Source organism: Psychroserpens ponticola (genome assembly GCF_023556315.2).
Classification (GTDB): domain Bacteria; phylum Bacteroidota; class Bacteroidia; order Flavobacteriales; family Flavobacteriaceae; genus Psychroserpens; species Psychroserpens ponticola.
In genome coordinates, this window is the sequence record NZ_CP116221.1 from 1,376,182 (window position 1) to 1,396,537 (window position 20,356).

At 30.9% G+C, this 20,356-nt stretch carries 21 protein-coding genes and 1 other RNA gene; 10 read left to right on the top strand and 12 right to left on the bottom strand.

Annotation, left to right across the window (positions count from 1 at the left end; translation table 11 throughout):
- Positions 1-13 precede the first annotated feature (13 nt).
- Positions 14-544 carry a porin family protein gene (locus MUN68_RS06125; protein WP_249993990.1) on the top strand — a complete coding sequence of 177 codons (531 nt, stop codon included), beginning with the start codon at positions 14-16 and terminating at the stop codon, positions 542-544.
- Between the two features lie 50 nt (positions 545-594).
- Here MUN68_RS06125 and MUN68_RS06130 read toward each other — a convergent pair whose 3' ends face one another.
- Genes MUN68_RS06130 through MUN68_RS06150 form a run of 5 tightly spaced genes read right to left on the bottom strand, consistent with a single transcriptional unit; the run spans position 595 to position 5,573 of the window.
- Positions 595-1,698: a T9SS type A sorting domain-containing protein gene (locus tag MUN68_RS06130; RefSeq protein WP_249993991.1), complete on the bottom strand. Its 1,104-nt coding sequence runs from the start codon at positions 1,696-1,698 to the stop codon at positions 595-597.
- 39 nt (positions 1,699-1,737) lie between these two features.
- Positions 1,738-2,319, bottom strand: coding sequence for a tRNA-(ms[2]io[6]A)-hydroxylase (miaE, locus tag MUN68_RS06135; protein ID WP_249993993.1), 582 nt, complete (start codon positions 2,317-2,319; stop codon positions 1,738-1,740).
- Position 2,320: 1 nt separating this feature from the next.
- On the bottom strand, positions 2,321-2,881 hold the full coding sequence (locus MUN68_RS06140) for a hypothetical protein (protein ID WP_249993995.1): 561 nt from the start codon (positions 2,879-2,881) through the stop codon (positions 2,321-2,323).
- 20 nt (positions 2,882-2,901) lie between these two features.
- Positions 2,902-4,623 carry a DNA polymerase III subunit gamma/tau gene (gene dnaX / locus MUN68_RS06145; protein ID WP_249993997.1) on the bottom strand — a complete coding sequence of 574 codons (1,722 nt, stop codon included), beginning with the start codon at positions 4,621-4,623 and terminating at the stop codon, positions 2,902-2,904.
- Between the two features lie 17 nt (positions 4,624-4,640).
- On the bottom strand, positions 4,641-5,573 hold the full coding sequence (locus MUN68_RS06150) for a hypothetical protein (RefSeq protein ID WP_249993999.1): 933 nt from the start codon (positions 5,571-5,573) through the stop codon (positions 4,641-4,643).
- 80 nt (positions 5,574-5,653) lie between these two features.
- Here MUN68_RS06150 and rnpB point away from each other — a divergent pair.
- Positions 5,654-5,960, top strand: an RNA gene (rnpB, locus tag MUN68_RS06155) — RNase P RNA component class A.
- A 55-nt stretch (positions 5,961-6,015) separates the two neighbouring features.
- Here rnpB and MUN68_RS06160 read toward each other — a convergent pair.
- The 3 genes from MUN68_RS06160 to MUN68_RS06170 are packed head-to-tail and all read right to left on the bottom strand — an operon-like array spanning position 6,016 to position 8,105.
- Complete coding sequence (locus MUN68_RS06160) at positions 6,016-6,552, bottom strand: RsmD family RNA methyltransferase (RefSeq protein ID WP_249994001.1); 537 nt, start codon at positions 6,550-6,552, stop codon at positions 6,016-6,018.
- Positions 6,552-7,361, bottom strand: coding sequence for a DUF3822 family protein (locus MUN68_RS06165; protein WP_249994002.1), 810 nt, complete (start codon positions 7,359-7,361; stop codon positions 6,552-6,554). The genes MUN68_RS06160 and MUN68_RS06165 overlap by 1 nt, the downstream gene beginning before the upstream one ends.
- 6 nt (positions 7,362-7,367) lie before the next feature.
- The gene (locus MUN68_RS06170; RefSeq protein ID WP_249994004.1) at positions 7,368-8,105 is read right to left on the bottom strand and encodes a hypothetical protein; all 738 of its coding nucleotides are present in this window, start codon (positions 8,103-8,105) and stop codon (positions 7,368-7,370) included.
- 207 nt (positions 8,106-8,312) lie between these two features.
- On the opposite strand from MUN68_RS06170, the gene MUN68_RS06175 reads away from it, so the two are divergent.
- From MUN68_RS06175 to MUN68_RS06205, 7 genes are read left to right on the top strand one after another with little or no spacing between them, the layout of a single operon-like run.
- A complete protein-coding gene (locus MUN68_RS06175; RefSeq protein ID WP_249994006.1) occupies positions 8,313-9,740 on the top strand; it encodes an ATP-dependent DNA helicase in 1,428 nt (475 codons plus the stop codon).
- A 2-nt stretch (positions 9,741-9,742) separates the two neighbouring features.
- On the top strand, positions 9,743-10,309 hold the full coding sequence (locus tag MUN68_RS06180) for a DUF4126 domain-containing protein (RefSeq protein WP_249994007.1): 567 nt from the start codon (positions 9,743-9,745) through the stop codon (positions 10,307-10,309).
- A gap of 46 nt (positions 10,310-10,355) precedes the next feature.
- Positions 10,356-11,087, top strand: coding sequence for a 3-deoxy-manno-octulosonate cytidylyltransferase (gene kdsB, locus MUN68_RS06185; protein WP_249994009.1), 732 nt, complete (start codon positions 10,356-10,358; stop codon positions 11,085-11,087).
- Positions 11,084-11,788, top strand: a complete 705-nt coding sequence (locus MUN68_RS06190) for an HAD family hydrolase (protein WP_249994011.1) — start codon at positions 11,084-11,086, stop codon at positions 11,786-11,788. The genes kdsB and MUN68_RS06190 overlap by 4 nt, the downstream gene beginning before the upstream one ends.
- Positions 11,788-12,408 carry a CatA-like O-acetyltransferase gene (locus MUN68_RS06195; RefSeq protein WP_249994013.1) on the top strand — a complete coding sequence of 207 codons (621 nt, stop codon included), beginning with the start codon at positions 11,788-11,790 and terminating at the stop codon, positions 12,406-12,408. Before MUN68_RS06190 ends, MUN68_RS06195 begins: the two co-directional genes overlap by 1 nt.
- A 47-nt stretch (positions 12,409-12,455) precedes the next feature.
- Entirely contained in the window at positions 12,456-13,538 is a 1,083-nt protein-coding gene (locus tag MUN68_RS06200; RefSeq protein ID WP_249994015.1) for an iron-containing alcohol dehydrogenase family protein, read from the top strand.
- 1 nt (position 13,539) lies between these two features.
- Positions 13,540-14,088, top strand: coding sequence for a 1-acyl-sn-glycerol-3-phosphate acyltransferase (locus MUN68_RS06205; protein ID WP_249994017.1), 549 nt, complete (start codon positions 13,540-13,542; stop codon positions 14,086-14,088).
- Between the two features lie 200 nt (positions 14,089-14,288).
- Here the strand turns inward: MUN68_RS06205 and MUN68_RS06210 are convergent, their stop codons facing one another.
- Together MUN68_RS06210 and aroB are read right to left on the bottom strand one after the other, a co-directional pair.
- Positions 14,289-14,756: a nuclear transport factor 2 family protein gene (locus tag MUN68_RS06210; RefSeq protein ID WP_249994019.1), complete on the bottom strand. Its 468-nt coding sequence runs from the start codon at positions 14,754-14,756 to the stop codon at positions 14,289-14,291.
- A gap of 35 nt (positions 14,757-14,791) precedes the next feature.
- Entirely contained in the window at positions 14,792-15,868 is a 1,077-nt protein-coding gene (gene aroB, locus MUN68_RS06215; RefSeq protein WP_249994020.1) for a 3-dehydroquinate synthase, read from the bottom strand.
- 94 nt (positions 15,869-15,962) lie between these two features.
- Here aroB and MUN68_RS06220 point away from each other — a divergent pair, with 94 nt between their 5' ends.
- The gene (locus tag MUN68_RS06220; RefSeq protein ID WP_249994022.1) at positions 15,963-17,135 is read left to right on the top strand and encodes a proline dehydrogenase family protein; all 1,173 of its coding nucleotides are present in this window, start codon (positions 15,963-15,965) and stop codon (positions 17,133-17,135) included.
- Positions 17,136-17,173: 38 nt separating this feature from the next.
- On the opposite strand, the gene MUN68_RS06225 is transcribed toward MUN68_RS06220, so the two are convergent.
- Positions 17,174-19,522 (bottom strand): GumC family protein, encoded by a 2,349-nt coding sequence (locus tag MUN68_RS06225; protein ID WP_249994024.1) that lies wholly within the window; start codon positions 19,520-19,522, stop codon positions 17,174-17,176.
- Between the two features lie 9 nt (positions 19,523-19,531).
- Positions 19,532-20,338 (bottom strand): polysaccharide biosynthesis/export family protein, encoded by an 807-nt coding sequence (locus MUN68_RS06230; RefSeq protein ID WP_249994026.1) that lies wholly within the window; start codon positions 20,336-20,338, stop codon positions 19,532-19,534.
- Positions 20,339-20,356: the final 18 nt, after the last annotated feature.

The following is a 20,356-nucleotide window of genomic DNA, read 5'->3' on the forward strand; positions in this document are numbered from 1 at the left end:
AAATATTATAAAAATGAAATCACTTATCCTTACTTTATTATTTGTTAGTATTACTACACTATCATTTGCTCAAGGCACTAGTTATGGTGTTAGAGGAGCTTTTAACATCTCAAACTTAGATTTTGATCCTGATGCAACTTTTGATAATCAACACAGAAATGGTTTTGCTTTTGGAGGTTTTGTTGATTATGGTATTAGCGATAATTTTTCAATTTTAGCCGAATTACAGTATTCTGCTGAAGGTGGTAAACATGAAACGTTAAAAGCTGATTATATTCAACTTCCAATTATGGCTCGTTTCGCTATTGGGAATAAATTTACTTTTGGTGCAGGACCAATGCTTAGTTTAAAGACTTGGGCTGATCAAGACGGATTTTCAACATTAACATTCTCTGGAGTTGGTGGTTTAGAATACATGATTACCGATGAATTATTTATTGATGCTCGTGTACATTACGGACTTAGTAACATCTTAGATAAAGACCTAACAGATGTTGAAGCACAAAACACAACGTTTCAATTCGGGTTTGGTATAAAAATTTAAAACAGATTATTTATATAAATGAAAAGCCTCAGTATTTATTGAGGCTTTTTTTATTGTTTAATAAATTTTATGGTCTGAACCTGTTGTTCATTATTTGAAAATCGAATAAAATATAATCCAGAATTCAATGTTTCTACATTTATGGAATCTGAATTAAGATGCGCTTCCTTTATAAGTTTTCCTTCTATGGAATAAATTTGATAATTTAATTTGTTAACAGACTGACTAATCGATAAGTTAATTTCGGAAGCAACAGGGTTCTTTATTAAAGATATATGCAATGCACTTTTTTCATTTTCTAAAATAGAAAGTGGCTCATCACCAAATACTAATCTAGCACCTAATAAGTCTGTCATAGTTAAAGTCATTCCGTTATTTGTAATTTCGAATTCAGAGAAATTATTTGAAATCTCACCAACGATACTAAAATATTCGTCTTCATAATCTGAAGTACAAAAAGCTAGTGTAGGTGAGAAGTCAAGCAATTGAATAGCATTACCATTATTTAAAGTAACTTCATAATCGCTCATAAAAGCATTGCAATCTCCATCACCAAAAGCCATTGTTTTAAAAGTAAGTGGATTTATATCGTTAGTAATTGTTAATGATGGACTTTCAGTTACTGGAATTTCAATTGTTGGATTTCCAGGAATTTCTATCCTAGACAGATACCATGTTTGAGTGAGTTCTTCTAAATTTGGAATTCTACCATAGACAGCTTCATCTCCAGTTACAGGATTTGTAATTGTTAAAATTTGATCATCATTTTCACCAGTAATTACATATTGAAAATCAAACGGAACACTTTGATTTTCAAATATTGAAAAATAAATAGTTTCAAAAAGCATTTCTGGAGCATTAGAACAAGGTCCTAATAATGTGAAATTAAGTCCGCTAAAGGTTATAGTACTTTGACTTGCTGTTGAGATACCTCCAAATGAATCACAAGGTCCTGATCCAAAAAAATCGAATTCACCTTCGTTTTCTGAAGACTCAACAAATTCTAATTCAAATTGACTTGTATTATTATAGTAATTTGGGTGAATCACATCATCGACTTCAATTTGGTTTAAAAACCATACGCCTAGTAAATCATTTTGTGCAAATGAGATTGAAGTAGTAAACAATAAAGCAATTAAGTAGATGTGTTTCATAGTGAGTAGATAATTTTCTATATATAAATATAGTGAAAATTATCCATGAATGGTTTGCTGTTTGCCTAAATTTTTCATAATATCTGCCTCATATTCAAGAAGTTGTTCCCATTTTTTGTCAACCTCTTTTCGGTCTCCATATTGTCTAGCAAATCCTAAAAACATGGTGTAATGATTAGCTTCACTGACCATTAATTTTCTGTAGAATTCTGCAAGGTCTTTATCTTCTAATGCTTCAGACAGCAATCTGAAACGTTCACAACTTCGAGCTTCAATTAAAGCGGCATATAATAAACGATGAACTAATTGTGTGGTTCTGCTTCCGCCTTTTGGGAAAAATTTCAATAACTGAAGTACATACTCGTCTTTTCGGTCTCTGCCTAAAGTCCAACCCTTAGCTAAAATCCGATCATGAACCATTTTAAAATGGCTGATTTCTTCCTTTACAAGCGCAACCATTTCCTGTACCAATTCGGTATATTCAGGAAAACTAACAATTAAAGAAATTGCAGTGCTTGTCGCTTTTTGTTCGCAATAGGCATGATCTGTTAAAATATCTTCAATATTTTTCTCAACAATATTTACCCAACGAGGATCAGTTGGTAGTTTTAAACCTAGCATATTAACTGTGTTCTTCTATTAAATTTAAATCTTGTTTGCCATCAGCAGTTACAACAAGCTCATACAATTTGTAGGCTTTATTTTTTGGATTTAGAAATGAAATTCCCAAATTAACTTCATTAGTATTTGAAGTTTCTTGATTTACCCAAACATGTTCAAGGGTTGCATTATTCCAAAATTCAGATTGCAATGTGTTTTTAAAGTCTTCAGCATTAATAGTTGTACTCAGTATATTTTTAGACACTAAAGCGATATTGATTTCAGATTCAAAAATTCGATGGTATTTAATTTTTGTTTTTTTATCAGTTGTTTCAGAACTCATAAGTATTTGTGCATCCATTCTAGAATAATTCTTTATGCTAACTCTAAATGTATTTGAAATAATAGAATCTGTTTGAACTTCTGTATAAGATTCAGGATAATACGTTATGAGATCTAAATCGGTATGTTTTTTATTAAACTCTGAAATTGAATTCTGAAGATGTTCTCTAGCACTGCCTCGTCTGTCACAGCTAAAGAAACCAATAGCTATAAGTAATATTATTAATGCTGATTTTTTCATAATCTAAAATTAACTAAAAATTAGTGAATATCTAAACCAAACGTATTTCTGAGTAATTCAATATTTGGATTCTTTTCTTTTAACTTTTCATATTTATCTTGATCAGTGAAGACATATTTTTTCGAAGCTTCTTCATTAACATGAATATCTAGTTTTAAGTCGTAATTTCTTAGTGTCTTACGTAAATATTCCATTAAAGGGTACTGAGCTCTTTCTAATTCTACTTTTAGTGTTTCGTTAGGAAACGTGATTTCAATGTTGGTGTTGACGAGTTTTGGAGAATCCATCTCCAGAATTGAAGCCATGATTTTTTCTCCTTTTTTATGTAGAATTTTAATGTAAGAATTCCATGTTTTTAAAAATGCAGCTTCTGTAACGTCTTCTTTTGGTAAATCATCTTCATCAATTACAACTTCCATTTGTCTGATGAGATGTTCCTTTTTTGCTTTTATACTTTTTAACGATAGACCTGAAGTTCTTGTATCTTTCTTTAATTCAATTTTCGGTAAAGGTGTATTGGAGTAGGAAGAATCTGCGTCTTGAGATTTTTCTACTTTGAGATCACTGTCAGTAGAATTTTCAATTGACTTATGTTCTTTAGGAATAACTACAGGAATAGGAGTAATGCCTTTAGCTTTAAAGTAAGATGCTGGTATTATGTAATGTTTGCTATTTTTTTTTTCTCCATCAAAAGTGATAGAGGCTAATTGCATGATACAGAGTTCAACGAGTAAGCGTTGATTTCGGCTACTTTTATATTTGAGATCACAATCATTAGCGAGTTCTATACCTTTTATAAGAAATGCATGACTAGATTTTCTTGATTGCTCTTGGTATTTGAGTTTGGTGTCGTCTCCAACTTCTAAAAGTTCTAAGGTTTGTTCATTTTGACAGACTAATAAATCTCTAAAGTGAGAGGCTAAGCCTGAAATATAATGATGACCATCAAAACCTTTCGACAATGTTTCATTAAACTGAATCAGTAACTCTGGAATTTTATTTTCCAGAATTAAGTCGGTACTTTTAAAATAGGTTTCATAATCGAGAACATTTAAGTTCTCTGTAACGGCTTGTCTTGTCAAGTTTTTACCTGAAAAACTTACCACACGATCAAAAATAGAAAGTGCATCACGCATGGCTCCATCAGCTTTTTGCGCAATAATATGAAGCGCATCATCTTCAGCAGTTATACCTTGTTCGTTGGCGATATATTTTAAATACTCTTTGGCATCGGTTACTGTAATACGTTTAAAATCAAAAATTTGACAACGCGATAATATGGTTGGTATAATTTTATGTTTTTCAGTAGTGGCAAGAATAAAAATACAATGCTTTGGAGGTTCTTCTAATGTTTTTAAAAAGGCATTAAAAGCGGCTTGAGATAACATGTGAACCTCATCAATAATATACACTTTGTATTTACCAACTTGAGGAGGAATACGAACTTGATCTGTTAAGCTTCTTATGTCGTCTACAGAATTATTAGAAGCTGCATCGAGTTCGAAAATATTAAAGGCAAAATCTTCATCTTCAGTTTCTGTGCCATCGCTGTTAATCATTTTAGCAAGAATACGAGCGCATGTTGTTTTACCAACACCACGAGGACCTGTAAATAATAATGCTTGAGCTAAGTGATTGTTTTCAATGGCATTCAATAACGTATTGGTAATCGCTTGCTGACCAACAACGTCCTTAAACGTTTGTGGTCTATACTTTCGAGCCGATACGATGAAATGTTCCATTGAAATAAAGTTGAATATTACTTAATTTTAAGTAAGTTTTTAATATCTTTTTTTGTTATTTTTTGACGTTCAGATTTAACTTTTATTTGAATACCTCCTTTTGGTGGATTCAAATCAACTATCATCATGCCATCTTTTGCATCATAAATTCCTTTGCTTATTGATATTATATTTAAGCTTTTAAAAGAAACACTTGCCGTTAAACCACTACTTCCAGTAACATTGCCAGTCTTTTTCTTAGATGTTGGATTGATGATATATTGAAATCTTAAATAAACGACTTCCTTGTCCTTATCTACTATTGCTTTATCTATTTCAGAACGATTAACAATTTTATAAGCAAGTTTATAATTTGATTCAAGATCCTTTCTTGCATCTTTTGTTAGGTCTTTTTCATCAATTAAAAGAGTTTTTGATTTCAATACTTCAGTCAAACCTGAGCTCTCTTTCATTTTCTTTTTCATTTCCTTCATACTCATTTTCTTATAATCAACTAGTCCAGTCATATATAAATTTGCTTTGGCTGTACTGAAGATTAAATCACCTAAACTTAATTTGCCGTCATGATCAATGTACTGAAATAATATTACGCTTGTATTTTCAAGCAATCCTACTAGTAAAGATTGTGGAGGATAAATGCCGTCTTTTCCTTTTGCAGCATATGAGATATATCCAAAATTATTTCTATTTTTCTTATCTTTTTTTAACTCTTTAAATTCAGATTTAGTTACATATTGAATATTAGTATTAAAACTCCATTCGCGATCAATTACTGTTTCAAAGTTAGAATTGAATGCCTCTTTATTATCTTCGACATCTTCAAGAACAACAAGTAGCGTTCTTTCTTGTAATTTTTTTACGTCTTCTATCATTTTTTTCATTCCCATTTGAGCGAAAATTGAAGAAGAAAATAAAAATATGAAAGCAAGTACTAAAGTTATTTTTCTCATGTTTTTTATAAAAAATTTGGCAAACAAAAATACAGTTTTTATATACGTTTCACAAGCTAATTAATTGCTAACTTTGCTGACTAGTAAATCGCCTTATCGCTGTTCGTTTTACGAATGGAGGAAAGTCCGAACACCATAGTGCAATCATAGTGGCTAACAGCCATCCATCGCGAGGTGAGGAAAAGTGCAACAGAAAGTATGTACAGGTCATGCTGTAGTGAAACCAGGTAAACTCTATGAGGTGCAATGCCATGTAAACTAGTGCTTGAGCGTACACGCGCGATGCTAGAGGGTAGGCAGCTAAAGTTTGCTGGTAACAGTAAACGCAGATAAATGATAAGGGCTCTTTATAGAGTACAAGATTCGGCTTATAGATTTACTTAAATACAAAACCTTCTTAATTTTAAGAAGGTTTTTTTTATTGCTTTAATTTTTAGACGTATTATTTATTAAAGAAACTAAACATGTTTCCGCCATAACTCTTTGAGTGCGAATAGTGCTCTAAATGTGATAAATTGGTATGTTTAGAGTGTTCAACAATTAATAAACCTTCATCTTCTAATAATTCATTTTGAAATACTAACTGCGGAATTTTAGAAAATTCTTCAACAGGAAAGTCATAAGGTGGATCTGCAAAAATGATTGTAAATTTTTGATTAGCTCTTTCTAGATATTTATATACATCACTTTTAATAGTTGTGATTGGCATTTCAAAATCTTCGGAAGTAGAATTGATAAACTTGATACATCCATAATTCTCATCTACAGCAGTTATTTGTTCTGTTCCACGAGAAGCAAATTCATAACTAATATTTCCAGTACCAGCAAACAAATCTAAAACTGAAATATCATCAAAGTAAAACTGATTATTTAAAATATTAAATAATGATTCCTTTGCCATATCTGTAGTCGGTCGTACAGGTAGCTTTTTTGGAGCTGTTATTCGTCTCCCTTTATATTGGCCTGAGATAATTCGCATTAATTAAAACTATTTAAGAGAATAAAATTAGTATGTTTTCCTTTCGGCTGTTTTTTAGTACTAAATTGATAACTGTGTATTGGCTCTAAAAAATCTACAAAACGAACATATTTATAAACTATTTTGAATAGATCATCGTCTTTATCTATTTGACCAGATAAGTGAATTTTCACAGTTTCTGGATTGAGTTGAAGTTGTTCTATTGAAAAAAGAATATAGTATATGAAATCTTCTTTAGTGATGTAATCAAAAGTGTTATAGAACTTGAGATCATTGTCTTTCGCTGCTAACATTTCAAAATGAAGATTTCCAACATTCACATAAAGCTCAATATCTTTGTGCTTTGAAGCATGTTGTAAGACTGAACTAATTAAAATTGTTGAAGCATGCTTATAAATAAAACTGCCAAATGTATCAAAAAGGTAATTGTTTACATTAACTAATGGGACATAAACATTAACACTATTGTTTAAAGAAATCGTATCATAATCAATAAAATCAGTCTTTAAAATCTTAGCATTAAATTTTAAATAATCTGCTAAATGATTGTCATTAAATAATGAATTTGGAACGAGAGTAGAAAGCTCATTTTGATAAATACATAATACAGAATCAAAGACCTGATTAAAATCGGCATTAGATTCAATAATCGTTTTTAACTGATTTAGTAATTCAAAAGGTGTTGCCTTTTTCTCAAGTTGAATATGTTGAAGCCTCTCAATTGTATTTGTTGTACGATTTAGAATGCAAAAAGAAAGTCCACTCAAACGAATTTGAATGGACAAGTCTTTAATTGTATTTGGTTTCAAACCTAATTATTCTTTTTTGGTGTTATAACTTTTTGGCCAATTACCTTTCGTATAAACTTCGTCCATAGAACCAACTTTTAAGGTTTCTCCATTAACTCCATCTACAGCTACAACTTGTTTTTCTTTTGCTATTAGGTTTTTATCTTGATCAAAAAGAATAACTTCTTTATCTACAGAAGCTTCAAAAACACCAATGTTTTCTTCTGCTAATACTCCAGCTTGAAGTTTAAATTTTGCACCATCTTTTGCTCCAGGAACATTCATCATTGTTTTGTATCTGGTATCTACGCCAAATAAAGAATCTTTAACAGGTACAAAACCTAAAGTATCAATTATTACGATATCAGAAAAAGTTTCAACACCACCAAAACGTTTCGTTTTTTCAATATCAAGAACAGTAGAATCTCTTCGTTGCGTTATTGTAAATTTTGCAGTATCTATAAATTTTACAAGTCCATCAAAATTATCAGTAAACTTTCCAGTAACAGTTCTATGTGCTAATTGAGCATCTCTAATATCTTTTAAACTTTCAATAACTACCACATAACGCTCCTTTTTTAGTTTGTTGAATTTAATTTCGCCATAAACAGAATCAAAAGTTAAATAACCCAAAAACACAATGAGTAACCAAAGTAATATGTTAAGAATTGGTTTTAATTTTTTTGGTACAAATTTATCGATTAACCATACGATACCAACCGTAAGAATTATTAAACCTACAACTGTAAGAATTGCTGTTAACATAGTTATTTAATTTATTAGTTATTTTTTAGCATGAGGTATTACGCAAATCTACAATTTTTTTTTGTTCGTAAAAACCTTAAAAACAAAAAAGAATTAAAAGCGTAAGATATAAAAAATGTTCAATATAAATTAAAATTTAAAAACCATTTTAGGTCAGCTCATTTTTAGTTTTATCTTGCATACAAAACGAGATCTACTATAATTTGCATGACAACATCTGATTTTTATAAACTACTAAAACAAAAGTTCCCTTTTGAGCCAACTACGAAACAATTAATTGTTTTAGAGCAATTATCTCAATTTGTATATAGTGATGTACCTAATAGTTTATACCTTCTTAAAGGGTTTGCAGGAACAGGTAAAACAAGTATCATAGGAACATTAGTTTCTAATTTATGGGAAACTAAACGATGTGCCGTTTTAATGGCTCCAACGGGTCGTGCAGCAAAAGTGATTTCTAATTACTCAAAAAAAGAAGCCTTTACAATTCATAAAAAAATATATTTCCCGAAGAAAGATAAAGGAGGAGGTGTTAAATTTATTTTGCAACCTAATAAACATAGAAACACAATTTTTATTGTAGATGAAGCATCAATGATTCCTGATATACCTGCAGATTCAAAACTTTTTGAAAATGGCTCTTTGCTTGATGATTTAATGCAATATGTGTATTCTGGTCATAAATGCAAACTCTTGTTGATTGGTGATAAGGCCCAGTTGCCTCCTGTAAAATCAGAGTTAAGTCCTGCACTAAATTCTCACATACTCAGCATGAATTACAACAAAAATGTCACAAGCATTGAATTGGATGAAGTGGTAAGACAAGAACAAAATTCCGGAATTTTAGAAAATGCAACTCGACTTCGAGAAGTTCTTGATAATGAATTTTATGAATCCTTTACATTTAATGTCAACGGATTTAAAGATATTATTCGTTTAATAGATGGTCATGAAATTATGGATGCTATAAATGATGCTTATAGTCAAAAGGGTCATGAAGAAACGGCAATTATTGTTAGAAGTAATAAACGTGCCAATCAATACAATCAACAAATTCGAAACAGAATTCTTTTTAACGAAAATGAATTAACTGTAGGTGATTTTTTAATGGTGGTTAAAAACAATTACTTCTGGATCAAACCTACAACCGAAGCTGGTTTTATTGCTAATGGAGATATTATTCAGGTCTTGGAAATTTTTTCAATTACTGATTTATACGGATTTCGTTTTGCGGAAGTCAAAGTGCAAATGGTAGATTATCCAAAAATGCGACCTTTTGAAACGGTTTTATTATTAGACACCATTGAAGCAGAAACCCCTTCATTACCTTACGAAGAAAGCAATAGATTGTATCAAGAAGTTCAAAAAGATTATGAAGATGAAACCTCAAAATATAAGAAATTCCTTAAAATAAAAGGGAATAAACATTTTAATGCACTGCAAGTAAAATTCTCTTATGCCATTACGTGTCATAAATCTCAAGGTGGTCAATGGGATACCATTTTTGTTGAGCAACCTTATTTACCAAATGGAATTGATAAAGATTATTTAAGGTGGTTGTATACAGCCGTAACAAGAGCAAAAGAAAAATTGTATCTTATTAATTTTAAAGATGATTTTTTTGAAGAGATATAGATATGACAACTGAAACAATAATTAGTATATTTTTGGGTATTGGACTTTCAGCTTCTGTTGGTTTTAGAGTTTTTGTACCATTGTTTGCTTTGAGTTTGGCTTCTTATTTTAATGTTTGGGAACTCAATGAATCTTGGATGTGGATAGGTAGTTTAACAGCAGTAGTTACACTTGGTGTTGCAACTTTGGTTGAAATATTTGCGTATTATATTCCATACATTGATAACGTATTAGATGCTATAGCCATTCCTTTAGCAGCAATTGCAGGAACAGCGGTTATGGTATCTACAGTTGCCGACTTAAGTCCTGTTATAACTTGGGCTTTGGCTATTATTGCAGGAGGCGGAACAGCTGCTGCAGTAGCAGGAAGCTCAGGTACTATTAGATTAGCTTCTACAAGCACAACTGGTGGAATTGCAAATCCTCTGGTTTCTACTATTGAAACTGGGACTTCTGTTGTGATGTCTGCCTTTTCAATTTTCATTCCAGTTATTGCTTTTATCTTTGTAATTATCATTTTATATGTCATTTTTAGGCTTTATAAAAAGATTAGACCAAGTCAGCCTTAAATTACTTTAAAAGTTTTATTTTTGAGTGAAATCTTTTTAACATTCCATGAAAATAATTTCAATGATTCCTGCACGTTATAGTGCATCACGATTCCCAGGCAAACTCATGCAGAATTTGGCAGGAAAAAGTGTTATTGTTAGAACTTATGAAGCTACAGTTGCGACACAATTATTTGATGATGTTTATGTCGTTACCGACAGTGAAATCATTCTTAATGAAATTATTTCAAATGGAGGAAAGGCGATAATGAGCAAAAAAGAGCATCAATCTGGTAGTGATAGAATTGCTGAAGCTGTTGCAAATCTTGATGTCGATATTGTTGTTAATGTACAAGGTGATGAGCCTTTTACTGAGCGTGAAAGTCTTGAGAAAGTGCTTAATGCGTTTAAAAATGATCATAAAAAAGAGATTGATTTAGCCTCTTTAATGGTTGAAATTCATGATTGGGATGAAATTAATAATCCTAATACTGTTAAAGTGATCGTAGACCAAAATAATTTTGCGCTCTATTTTTCTAGAAATCCAATTCCTTATCCTAGAGATAAAGACGCTGGAGCACGTTATTTTAAACATAAAGGAATTTATGCTTTTAGAAAACAAGCATTGCTTGATTTTTATAAATTACCAATGCGTTTTATTGAAGCAACAGAAAAGATTGAATGTATTCGATATTTAGAATATGGGAAGCGAATTAAAATGGTTGAAACCACTATTGAAGGTGTTGAAATAGATACTCCTGAAGATTTAGAACGTGCAAAAAAACTTTGGAATAATTGAATAACGACTATAAAGACATAAAAGTAATAGGGTTTGATGCAGATGATACGCTTTGGGTTAATGAAACGTATTTTAGAGATGCAGAATTAGCATTCGCAAAACTTATGGCAAAATATGAAACTGCAAATAAAATAGACCAAGAGCTATTTAAAATGGAAATGAAAAATCTTCCGCTTTATGGTTATGGCGTCAAAGGTTTTGTATTGTCAATGGTAGAAATGGCATTAGAATTATCAAATAATGATGTTTCCAATTCAACAATTAATGCTATTTTGAATATTGGAAAAGATATGTTGAATAAACCTGTTGAATTACTTGATGGAGTTGAAGAAACATTAAAGACTCTGTCTTATAAATTTAGGCTGATTTTAGTGACAAAAGGCGATTTGCTAGATCAAGAACGAAAATTAGAAAAATCGGGTTTAACAGATTATTTTCATCATATAGAAGTGCTAAGTGATAAGCAGGAGGTTAATTATTCAAAACTGTTAAATCATTTGGATATTAAACCTTCTGAATTTTTAATGATTGGCAATTCATTAAAGTCAGATATTTTGCCTTTAGTAAGTTTAAAATCAAAAGCAATTCATATTCCTTTTCATACCACATGGTTACATGAACAGGTAAATGACGATGAAAAGAAAAATAAAGCCTATAAAACAGTGCATAGTCTATTAGATTTAAAAACACTTTTGAATTAATGCACATTATAAATATAAATACATGGAATCGTAAACAGCATTATGAGCATTTTAAAGCTCTTAAAGATCCGTATTTTGCAGTAACAATTCCATTTGATGTGACAAAAGCTTATCATATGGCTAAGACTAATAATATTTCTTTCTTCGGAAAGTATTTGCATGACTGTATGAAAGCTATTAATGCAATTGACGAGTTTAAATTGAGAATTGTAGATACTGAAGTGATTCAATATGATACGATTAATGCTTCAGCAACGTTAATGAGAGCCAATAAGACATTTGGTTTTACATATATAGAGTTTGATAATAATTTAAATCAATTTTTAAAAAATATTAATGTAGAAAAATCCAGAATTGAAAACTCTAATGATTTATATCCATTGAGAAATGACCAAGCATGCATTCATTGTTCGGCATTACCATGGTTAAATTTTACAGGACATAAAGAGCCAGTTTCTGGAGTGTTAGAATCAGTACCTAAACTAGCATTTAGCAAGATTGAACATCAACAGGATGAACGTATTACGTTAAATGTGTCTGTTAATGTAAACCATGCGTTAATTGATGGATATCATGTTGGGTTATTTTCTGAAAAATTCCAACATTATTTAAATAAGTAAAGATAAATCCAACTATGTTTTTATTTTTGTTATACGAAGACGAATAAATGAATTATAAAAATTATCCAATGGTGTCCAGAGTAGTATTTGGACGAGGCAGTTTTAACCAATTAGGCGATATAATTTCACCTAAAAGGAAAAACATAAAGGCACCATTTATTTTTTTGGTTGATGATGTGTTTAAAGGCAATTCTTGGCTTACGTCTCGAATTCCGATTGCATACAATGACCAATTACTTTATATATCTGCTGAAGAAGAACCTAAAACATCTCAGGTTGATGAGTTAGTAGAACAAATTATATTAAGCCATAAAGATCGTCCATCTGGTATCATCGGAATTGGAGGTGGTACAATTTTAGACCTTGCCAAAGCAGTCGCTATTCTTTTAACTAATGAAGGTGAAGCAAAAAATTATCAAGGATGGGATTTAGTGAAAATGCCTGCAATTTATCATGTTGGAGTTCCTACCATTTCTGGAACAGGAGCAGAAGTTTCTAGAACAACAGTGCTTACAGGTCCAGATAAAAAATTGGGTATTAATTCAGACTATACGCCTTTTGATCAAGTGATATTAGATCCAGAATTAGCTAAAGATGTACCAAAAAATCAATGGTTTTATACAGGAATGGATTGCTATATCCATTGTATTGAATCTTTAAACGGAACATATCTCAATGCATTTAGTCAGAGTTATGGAGAGAAAGCTTATCAATTATGTCTCGAAATTTTTGTTGAAGACAATTTAACAGAAGAAGAGTCCCAAGATAAACTCATGATGGCATCTTGGCATGGCGGAATGAGTATAGCCTATTCTCAAGTTGGTGTTGCTCATGCTATGAGTTACGGATTATCTTATTTATTAGGTACAAAGCATGGTATTGGAAATTGTATTGTTTTTGATCATTTAGAGGAGTTTTATCCAGATGGTGTAAAGCTGTTTAAGCAAATGAAACAAAAGCATAACATTAAATTACCTCAAGGTTTATGTGATAATTTGAGTGATGAAGAATTTGATATTATGATTGATGTTGCTTTAAGTTTAGAACCACTTTGGATAAATGCTGTAGGAAAAAACTGGAAGCAAATTATTACAAGAGATAAGCTCAAAGGATTATATCAAAAGATGTAATATGCGCTGGCTTGCTAAATTTATCTATTTTAAACTTCTCGGTTGGAAAATCACTGGAAACACAAACTTTTCAAGTAATGTTCTTAAGAAAGTAGTCATTATTGCTGTGCCACATACCAGTTGGCATGATTTCTACATAGGTTTATTACTGAGAAAAATTACTGGTGTTAAAACTAATTTTGTTGGAAAAAAAGAATTGTTTAAATGGCCTTTTGGATATTATTTTAGATGGGTTGGAGGAGCGCCTTTAGATCGAACTTCTGGTCAAAATAAAGTACAAGCGATTGCTAAATTATTTGAAGATAAAGACGAGTTTAGACTTACATTAGCTCCAGAAGGAACCAGGAAAAAAGTAAAGGAATGGAAAACGGGATTCTATTATATTGCAAAAGAAGCAAATGTGCCAATCATTATGTTTACGTTAGATTTTAAAAATAAAACAAATACGATTTCTGAGCCTTTTTATCCTACAAATGATTTTGAAGCCGATTTTAAATTTATGAAAGCCTTTTTTAAAGGTGTAATAGGAAAAAAACTAGAGTACTCTTAGTTTATACAATTGAGATATATTCATCTTCAGTCTTCCTAATAAATATATTGTTAGTTTGTCTAAAAATCAATGACTTATCGTAGAATGGCATAGAGTTTGAAATACTAAACAGACAATCTTACTGAAACATAAAGTAAACGTAATCGTCCCTAAAAAGAAACAGTAATGGATAAAAACATAAGCTAGCTCATTAGTTTGAGTTAGCTTTGTTTCTTTTCAAATGTGTCTAAAAGTCTATTAGTCTGAGCTTTTAACTTATTACTGAAATACATCGTTTTTCCTAAAATAAACCCTTTTAAACCAAGTGCTTGTTTAGACCATTTATGCAAATTGAATGTGTCTGTATGTTTAATGATTTTTCCATCTTTAAATTCAAAACTTGCTTCAATGATATTATGGACTTTTCTTCCTGTTTTGCTGAAAGTATAAAAAGCTTCCCAAGATGCTGAACCTTCATGATTAGTCGCTTTTATGTTAGAAAACTTAACTACGAAATCTTTGTTTTTTTGTGATTTACACAGCATTCTCCACATATTTTTTGCACGCTTTCCTTTTAAAACTCCAAATGCTGGATCTTCAAATATGATGTCGTCATGATAGCAAGATACCATAGTTTCTGCATCAAGATTGTTGAATGCTTTGTAAAATGTTTCAATGACATCTTTCATAATATTTAAAGTTAAGTGATTAGATTCATAATTAATTATGATATTGAATTATTATAGAATTGAAAAGCTTCTTTTATAAGTTCATTTGATACCAAACAATCAATTTTTGGCTGTCCGATAGCTTCTAATAAAACAAAATTAATATTGCCATTTTCATTTTTCTTATCGTATTTTAAAAGCTCTATAATGGGAGCATAATCTTCGTCATTAAAATTAACAGGCTTATAAATCGTGTTGAATGCTTTAGTAATACGATCTAAATCATCTGATGGAAAATTTAATAATTCAGCAGATAAATAACATTCTAAAATCATACCTATTATAATGGCTTCACCATGTAATAATTGAACCTTATTTACAGATTCTAAAAAGTAAGATTCTATGGCATGACCAAGTGTGTGTCCAAAATTTAGATGTTTTCTAATGCCTTCTTCATTTGGATCTTCTGTGACGATATTTTTCTTAATTTCAACAGATTCATAAATCAACTCATCTAGATCATTAAGTGTTAATTTCGATAAATCTGTTAAGGTTTCAAAATAACGATTGTCTTTTATAAGTCCGTGTTTAAGCATTTCTGCCAACCCAGATTTTAGTTGATTTTGTGGAAGCGTATCTAAATATGAAGTGTCAATTAAAACCATGTCTCCAGAATTAATAACTCCAATTTGATTTTTTACAACACCAAGATCGACACCAGTTTTTCCACCAACAGAAGCATCTACCATTGCAAGTAAAGAGGTTGGAATGTTGACGTACTTAATTCCTCTTTTAAATGTACTTGCAACAAATCCACCCAGATCTGTAACAACACCACCTCCAAGATTTAAAAGTATACTTTTTCTATCTGCGTTTAGTTCAGAAAGAGCGTTCCATACACCTACACAAGTGTCGATTGTTTTGAATTGCTCTCCAGCATCTATTTCAATAATTTCAATAGTTGTGCTTGATTGCAGTTGCGACATGAATGCTTGTAAGCAATGTTCATGCGTATTAGAATCTACGAGAATAAAAACCTTTGAAAAGTTATGGTCGTCTATATAACGATTAAGAGCCTCGTAACCTGTGGAGTTAAAATGAACTTTATACGTTTTTGTTTCTATGGATTTCATAGCCATTAATGTCTTAATAAGAAAGTGGAAAATTAGCGGTTTTTAGTAAATTTATAGCTACCAAATAATTATTTTTGAGATATATTTTTTTTAGATGAATACAAATACGCTTTTTGATAATACAGAAGTTGCTTTTGCTCTCAAAAATGATGCGCAATTAGAACGCGCTTATTTTTTGTTTAAGATGATTTCTCATCAACCATTAGTTAGAATTGGAACTGCAGCAACTAATTTTGCTTTAAAAGCAAATTTGCCTGTAGAAGGTTTGATACGTTCAACTGTGTTTGATCATTTTTGTGGTGGTGTAAGTGAAGAAGATTGTTTGCCTGTTATTGACAAGATGTTTACAAAAGGCGTGAGTTCTGTTTTAGATTATTCTGTTGAAGGAAAAGAAGAAGAGGCTACGTTTGATGAAGCTAGAGATAAGATTTTAAAAATTATCAAGTTTGCCGATGAGAAAGAAGCGATGCCAATTGTTGTATTTAAACCTACAGGTTTTGGTCGCTTTTATTTGTATCAGAAGAAAGGAGAAGGCAAAGAATTTACAACAGTAGAACAAAAAGAATGGAGTAGGATTGTAGCTCGTTTTGATGCTGTTTGTCGTTTAGCAAAAGAAAAAGATGTAGAGGTTTTAATTGATGGAGAAGAAAGTTGGATGCAAGATGCAGCAGATGATCTTTGTGAAACCATGATGCGAAAATATAATCAAAACAAGCCTATTGTTTATAATACATTACAGACCTATCGTTGGGATCGATTTGATTATTTAAAAGGCATTCATGAACGCGCCAAAACACAAAACTTTACAGTTGGTTTTAAAATCGTAAGAGGAGCTTATATGGAAAAAGAAAGAGATCGAGCTGAAGATAAAGGGTATCCATCACCAATTTGTGAGACTAAAAAAGCTACAGACGATAATTTCAATTCGTGCATGACATATATTTTGAATAACCTTAATTCAATTTCATTATTTATTGGGACGCATAATGAGCAAAGTTGTTATTTGGCAATGGATTTAATGTCTCAACTTGGGATTGACAAAAAAGACAATAACGTTTGGTTTGGACAGCTTTATGGTATGAGTGATCATCTTAGTTTTAATTTGGCTGAACAAGGCTATAATGTCGCTAAATATGTTCCTTTTGGACCAGTAAAAGATGTGATGCCTTATTTGATTAGACGTGCTGAAGAAAATACATCTGTTGCTGGGCAAACAAGCAGAGAGCTCAATTTATTAAAATTAGAAAAGGCACGCAGGAAATTATAATAAAAAAAGCCACAAATTAAACATTGTGGCTTTTTTTATTATATAATTCCGAATTTCTTCTTTTTTCGTTGTGGATTATTTCCGTAGCCATAACCATAACCTTTCTTCTTAACAGTTCCATTTAAAAGTAAAGCCATATTTGGTAAACGTTTATCGTCATAAAGCGTTTGAGCCACATGCTGTAATTCACGTTTATCAATATTATTGGCACTTACGACATATATAAACATGTCTGCATGATCACTAATTAGTAAGGTATCTGTAACCAAGCCAACTGCAGCTGTATCTACAAGTATGTAATCATAGTTTTGTTTGGCAATATTAAAAAGTTCGTTGACACGATCACTCATAAGCAGTTCTGCAGGATTTGGTGGAATAGTTCCAGATGGTATAACATCTAAAAACGCATTGCCTTCAATCTTTACTGTAACATCTGTTATGTTTAAAGATTTATCTGAAATAAAATCAGTTAGACCTTTATCAGCTTTAATGCTTAGATAATCATTGACTCTTGGCACTCTAATATCTGTCTCTATTAATAATACTTTCTTTTCAGAAAAAGAAAAGGATTTTGCTAAATTAGTGGTTGTGTGCGATTTACCTTCTTGAGCTTTTGTAGATGTAATAAATAGCGTTTTACAAGCTTCATTTCTCTGAAGCATAAAATTAATATTCGACCTAATAATTCTGAATGCTTCAGCTTTAGGGGAATAATCAACTTTTTGAACCATAAGTTTTTTCTTTTCAGATTTTGGAATATCTCCTAAAAATGGAATACTTAAAACTTTTGCTAATTCATCTTTGTCATTAATTGTAGTGTCTATAAAATCTCTAGCATAAATAAAAGTTGCAGGTAAAATGAGTCCAATTAAGACAGCTGCCAAATACACAATAGACTTTTTAGGAGTAACAGGTAAAATGGTCACATAAGCCTTGTCAACTATTTTTGCATTAGGTGAAGACATGCCTTGAGAAATTGCAGTTTCCTCTCTTTTTTGTAATAAATATAGGTATAGAGATTCTTTAATGTCTTGTTGACGTTTAACATCTCTAAACTGTCTTGCTTTTCCAGGAGCAGAATATATTTGGGCACTTATTCTAGCATCTTCTTTGTTTAAACTTTTTAAAGTAATTGAGTTGGTAGATTTTACGTTATCTAAACTTTGACTTAAATTTTGTTTTAAAGAATTGATCTGATTGTTAAGATTAACAACTGTTGGATTTTTTTCTGTAGAACTTTTTAAAATACGATCACGTTGCAGTACTAATTCGTTATGATTTTTAATAATCTGCATTGAAGAATTATCAGTAATACCAACATCGGCAGGTAATAGATCAGTTTCAGAGCTACCATTTGTTAATTGATCTTTCATATAATCAATTAATTGAATTTGATTTGTTGTACTAATTATTCTTGCATCATTTGCCGTTTCACTTTGCAAAAATATATCTGCTTGAGAAGCCAATGCTGTTAACCTATTATTTTTCTGTAAGGTTTCAGCAGTAAAATCTACTTGTTCAAGTTCATTAGAAACAATATTAAGTCTATTGCTTATAAAATCTGAAGTTGCCTTAACAATCTTGTTTTTATCCTCAATGACATCATCATTATATTTTTCTACTAGTTTGTCTAATATAAGCGCTGCTTTATCTTTAATGCCTTCCTTAAGACTTAAAGAAATAATATTAGATCCTTTGGTAGATGTTACTTTTAGTTTGCCTTTATATTTTTCAACTATAAGATTGGTGTTGTGCATTGCAATTTTCATACTCGTTCCAGGCTCAACTTCATTTTTACCAACATTTGGTGTAATAACAAAGTCTCCAAAACCAGAATTAATACGATCACCAAAAGAATATTCTTTAGCATTTGCGCTTTCCATATCAAAAAAATCATTGCCTTCCTCATTAGAAAGCATAAATTTTGTTGGTGATTTCACTTTAAGATATAGCGTAGTATCTATAGTGTTAATTAAAGAATCGCTTTCAAAAAAGCTTAGTATTACAGGAGGATTTTTGTAAATCTCTTGTTCTTTAATCTTACCTTTAACATAGTATTGAATGTTTAATTTAAGGTCTTCAACAACCTGATTAATTAAATATCTAGATTCTATGATAGAAACTTCATCATTAATATTTGTAAAGTCATTTGAAAACATACCATAATCTTGCAAAGCTGAAAGTTCAGGAAGTTGCTTCTTCTGGTTTTCATCATTTATTTTTATGGTTGCAGTAGCTTGATATTTATAATTAGCATATCTTAAATAGGTGTAAGCAATTCCTAATGCAAGGAGTAAACAAAATAGTAACAACTTCCATTTTGAAACAAATAAATCTACTTTATCTTTCAGTTCATTTTGTAAACTGTTTGTTTTATTGGTATTCATAAAGTTTGCTTAATTAGAATTGATAAGTATTGCAGTTATAGTTGCTAAAGTTGCTACTGCAGAAATAATAACGGAAGTATTTTGGTTGTATGTCGATTGACGAACTTGTGCTTTATTTGGTTCTACATATATCACATCATTTTGAGTTAAATAATATACAGGAGAATTCACAACGTTAATCGACGTTAAATCAAGTTTTGCATATTTCTTTTTGCCATCTACTTCACGAATTAAAAACACATTATCTCTTTTTCCGTAAATGGTTAAATCTCCAGCCAATCCTAAAGCTTCCGATAATGAAATTCGTTCATCTTGTATGGTATACGTTCCTGGTCTATTTACTTCACCTAAAACAGTAACAGTAAAGTTAATTAGTCTAATATTTACAATGGCGTCTTTAACATATTCTCTCAATTTTTCTTTAAGCATTTCGGTAGCCTGAGTTCTTGTAAGTCCACCAACACTTAAAGTTCCAAGAACAGGGAATTCGATATTACCATTAGGATCTACCAAATAGGTTTGCCTTAAAAGATTACCATTTGCATTTAAGCTGCTACTATTATTAGTATTTGCATAAGATACAGGTGATAAGTTAAATGGCATGACTGCTGCTGGCTCAATAGAAGATACATCAATTGTAAGTATATCATTAGTTTTATATGATAATTCAGACATATTCTCTAATTGACTATCTTCATTTAATGGTTCATCTTGAAAATAAACAATATCTTTTCTCGAAGCACAAGATGATGCGATGATGAGAACAAAGATTGATAAAAGTTTAATTGAATGATTTAGGTTGAGCTTTTTATTCATTGTTTTTTGTTTAGGAGC

Excerpts from the sequence above, each read along its gene's own strand:
- MUN68_RS06125 (WP_249993990.1), top strand. The coding sequence starts at position 14 with ATGAAATCACTTATCCTTACTTTATTATTTGTTAGTATTACTACACTA.
- MUN68_RS06130 (WP_249993991.1), bottom strand. The coding sequence starts at position 1,698 with ATGAAACACATCTACTTAATTGCTTTATTGTTTACTACTTCAATCTCA.
- miaE (WP_249993993.1), bottom strand. The coding sequence starts at position 2,319 with ATGCTAGGTTTAAAACTACCAACTGATCCTCGTTGGGTAAATATTGTT.
- MUN68_RS06140 (WP_249993995.1), bottom strand. The coding sequence starts at position 2,881 with ATGAAAAAATCAGCATTAATAATATTACTTATAGCTATTGGTTTCTTT.
- dnaX (WP_249993997.1), bottom strand. The coding sequence starts at position 4,623 with ATGGAACATTTCATCGTATCGGCTCGAAAGTATAGACCACAAACGTTT.
- MUN68_RS06150 (WP_249993999.1), bottom strand. The coding sequence starts at position 5,573 with ATGAGAAAAATAACTTTAGTACTTGCTTTCATATTTTTATTTTCTTCT.
- MUN68_RS06160 (WP_249994001.1), bottom strand. The coding sequence starts at position 6,552 with ATGCGAATTATCTCAGGCCAATATAAAGGGAGACGAATAACAGCTCCA.
- MUN68_RS06170 (WP_249994004.1), bottom strand. The coding sequence starts at position 8,105 with ATGTTAACAGCAATTCTTACAGTTGTAGGTTTAATAATTCTTACGGTT.
- MUN68_RS06175 (WP_249994006.1), top strand. The coding sequence starts at position 8,313 with ATGACAACATCTGATTTTTATAAACTACTAAAACAAAAGTTCCCTTTT.
- MUN68_RS06180 (WP_249994007.1), top strand. The coding sequence starts at position 9,743 with ATGACAACTGAAACAATAATTAGTATATTTTTGGGTATTGGACTTTCA.
- kdsB (WP_249994009.1), top strand. The coding sequence starts at position 10,356 with ATGAAAATAATTTCAATGATTCCTGCACGTTATAGTGCATCACGATTC.
- MUN68_RS06195 (WP_249994013.1), top strand. The coding sequence starts at position 11,788 with ATGCACATTATAAATATAAATACATGGAATCGTAAACAGCATTATGAG.
- MUN68_RS06200 (WP_249994015.1), top strand. The coding sequence starts at position 12,456 with ATGAATTATAAAAATTATCCAATGGTGTCCAGAGTAGTATTTGGACGA.
- MUN68_RS06205 (WP_249994017.1), top strand. The coding sequence starts at position 13,540 with ATGCGCTGGCTTGCTAAATTTATCTATTTTAAACTTCTCGGTTGGAAA.
- MUN68_RS06210 (WP_249994019.1), bottom strand. The coding sequence starts at position 14,756 with ATGAAAGATGTCATTGAAACATTTTACAAAGCATTCAACAATCTTGAT.
- aroB (WP_249994020.1), bottom strand. The coding sequence starts at position 15,868 with ATGAAATCCATAGAAACAAAAACGTATAAAGTTCATTTTAACTCCACA.
- MUN68_RS06220 (WP_249994022.1), top strand. The coding sequence starts at position 15,963 with ATGAATACAAATACGCTTTTTGATAATACAGAAGTTGCTTTTGCTCTC.
- MUN68_RS06225 (WP_249994024.1), bottom strand. The coding sequence starts at position 19,522 with ATGAATACCAATAAAACAAACAGTTTACAAAATGAACTGAAAGATAAA.
- MUN68_RS06230 (WP_249994026.1), bottom strand. The coding sequence starts at position 20,338 with ATGAATAAAAAGCTCAACCTAAATCATTCAATTAAACTTTTATCAATC.